We start from the raw sequence: 2,794 nt of genomic DNA, 5'->3' as shown, positions 1-2,794 counted from the left end.
GCCGTGGTGCGACCGAGCACCTCGCGCCCAGTACTCAGCGGCGAGCGCGGTGCTCGGCCGTGACGCGCTCCAACTCCGCCACCAGGGCGTTAGGGGTGGGCTGGGCCAGCGCCTCCTGCCGGAGCCGCTCGGCGCCGACGCGGAATGCGTTGTCCTCCAGCAGCCGGGTCAGGCACTCCTTGACCCGCGGTCCGGTAACCTCGTCCGGGGCGATCGACATCCCCGCCCCGGCCTCTCGCAACACGGTCCGCTTGGCGGGTGCGTCGACGCTGCACTCGATGACGATCTGCGGGACCCCGTGCACCAGCGGGCCGTGGAAGCTTCCCGTCCCGCCGTGGTGTACCACGGCGGAACAGGTCGGCACGATGATGTCCAGGGGCACGAAATCCACGACCCGGGTGTTCCGCGGAATTCTGTGAATCCGTTCGCGTTCCTCGCTCGACAGGGTGAGGACCAGCTCAATGTCGAGGTCGGCCAGCGAGTCCAGGATGTCCTGCACCTGCTTCTCCGAGACGGTCGGCATCTCGGGCTCCCACTGGCGGGACGAAAGGCCGAACGTCACCAGGACGCGTGGCGAGCGCGGCGCCTCGCAGAGCCAGGACGGCACGACAGAACGCCCGTTGTACTGCACATAGCGCTGCGAGAGCGTCTGCTCGTGGGGCTGCAGGCGGTACCTCTCGGGCATGACATTGATCTCGAAATCACCGGTGATCAGCTCCTCGCCGAAGTCACGCCCGTACTTCCGCGTCCATTCCGCGAACCAGTCGCGCAGCATGTCCGCGCGATCGCCCGGCGGTTGCCGCTCCTGCGCGCGCAGGAAGTCCTGTCGCATCCGCAGGGTGAGGTCGAACCAGAACAGCAGCCGCCCGTGCGCTGCCCCGACGACGTCCGCGGCCACTGCGCCCGAGCAGGTCAGCACATCGCACAGCACCAGGTCTGGCTGCCAGGAGCGGCAGTAGGTCACGAGGTCGTCGACCATCTCGTCGTTCAGCAGCCATGTCTGTGGTACCACGACGTGGTTGTAGATCCAGCTGATCTCCTCCCAGGACAGGCTCTGCCGGGGTGCCTTCCCGAGCTCGTACAGGGAGTTTTTCGAGAACGGCGCGGCGGGCGCCCCCGACACGTCCTCCCCCCGGATACGGCGGATGCGCTCCTCCACCGTCTCGCCCGAACCGACGGGAACCGCGGTCAGGCCGGCTTCCGTGATGGTGTCGAGGAATTCCGGTTCGCTGGCCACCCGTACATCGTGGCCCGCCGACCGCAGCGCCCAGGCGAGCGGCACCATCGGATAGAAATGTGTCTTCCACGGAATTGTCGCGAACAGCACTCGCAAGCGATCACCTCTTGTGGGACGGCCTGAGACCTGGGGCGGCTGTGACGGCGTGTGCGCCGCAACGGCCGGACGGCACGGGATTCACAAGCGCACCGGGAACGAGCGGAACAGCCGGGCGCCGCCGGGAATCAGCTCGCGGTACCTCAACTGGCTGCGGCTTACGGTGGCTTCCAGGGTGTCCCGCTGGAGCAACAGGTGATCGATGGCTATCTCGCCCTCGATGTTGGCGAGCGCCGCGCCGATGCAGCGGTGCGGGCCCGCGCCGAAGGCGAGGTGGCCCTCCCCACGCTTGACCACGCGCTCCACGTCGCACCGTTCCGGAACCTGGAAGTGGCGCGGGTCGAAATTGGCGGACTGGATGGATCCGGTCAGGGCGTCGCCCTTGCGGATGGGGACTCCGGCGAACTCCATGTCCTCGGTCGCATACCGCGGCCCCACGCTCGGGATGGGGTTCGCGACCCGCATCAGCTCCTCCATCGCGTGGGACATCATGTCCGGCTTGGCGCGCAGCAGGGCCAGCTGCTCCGGATTCTCCAGCAGGGTGAGCACCGCGTTCGGGATGAAGTGGGCAGTGGAGTGGTATCCGCCGTTCACCAGCACGGCCACCAGCGAGACGATCTCGGCATTGCTGAGCTGGTCGCCGTTGTCGTCCCTCGTCTGCACCAGAGCGGAGATCATGTCGTCCCTGGGCTCGGCCCGGCGTCGCTCGGTGAGACCCCTGGCGTACTCCAGAAGGCTTTGGCTGCTCGAGGCGAAGTCGGCGTCGGCGTTGGCGTACTCGTCCATCCACCTGCGCACCTGCGGCTGATCGGCCTCGTCGATCCCGATGAGTTCGCAGATGACGCCACCCGTCAAGGGGGTGGAATAGTCCTGGACGAGGTCACCGGACCCCTTGCGGGCCAGATCGTCGAGGAGCCGGGCGGAGAGCTCCTCGATACGCGGCCGCAGGGCCTTGATGCGCCGGACGGTGAAGGCGGGCGCCACCAGCCGACGCAGCCGGGCGTGGTTCTTTCCGTCCTGGAGCATCAGGTTGCTCGACAGGTATTCCACGACCTCTTCCGACACACCGAGGTGCGCGAGCATCTCCTGTGCCATGCCGGCCCCTTCGTAGCCCGGCACGTTGGCGGCGTTCACCACCAGCCGGGGATCGCTCAGCGCCGCTTTGATCTCCTCGCTGCGGGTGAGCAGCCAGACCGGCGGTCCGCCGGGGAACCCGACGCGCACGAGTGGCCCCAGTTCCCGCAGCCTGGCGAAGGCTCCGATGGGGTCTTCCACGAACTCGGGGTCCAGCAAGCTGACGATGGGCTTGGCCATCTCCGTCTCCTCAACGTTTCGACGTGCATGGGGCCGGGGTCCGGCACTCCTGTCGCCCCGGTTTCCTTGGTGATCCGACACGGGTCACCGGCTCGCGCCCGCACATGTCCGCTCGATCAGATCCAAGATCTCCGGCGCGCTGTCGAC

Annotated in this window: 2 protein-coding genes; both read right to left on the bottom strand. The window is 67.8% G+C overall.

The window, feature by feature from the left end; all coding sequences use genetic code 11:
• Window positions 1-34: 34 nt before the first annotated feature.
• Window positions 35-1,327: an activator-dependent family glycosyltransferase gene (locus tag RM812_RS41265; RefSeq protein ID WP_311586036.1), complete on the bottom strand. Its 1,293-nt coding sequence runs from the start codon at window positions 1,325-1,327 to the stop codon at window positions 35-37.
• 87 nt (window positions 1,328-1,414) lie between these two features.
• Window positions 1,415-2,647 (bottom strand): cytochrome P450 family protein, encoded by a 1,233-nt coding sequence (locus RM812_RS41260; protein ID WP_311586034.1) that lies wholly within the window; start codon window positions 2,645-2,647, stop codon window positions 1,415-1,417.
• Between the last annotated feature and the right edge of the window lie 147 nt (window positions 2,648-2,794).

The sequence above is a fragment of the Streptomyces lancefieldiae genome (assembly GCF_031845825.1).
GTDB lineage: Bacteria > Actinomycetota > Actinomycetes > Streptomycetales > Streptomycetaceae > Streptomyces > Streptomyces lancefieldiae.
This window is presented reverse-complemented; position numbering and strand designations above follow the sequence as displayed.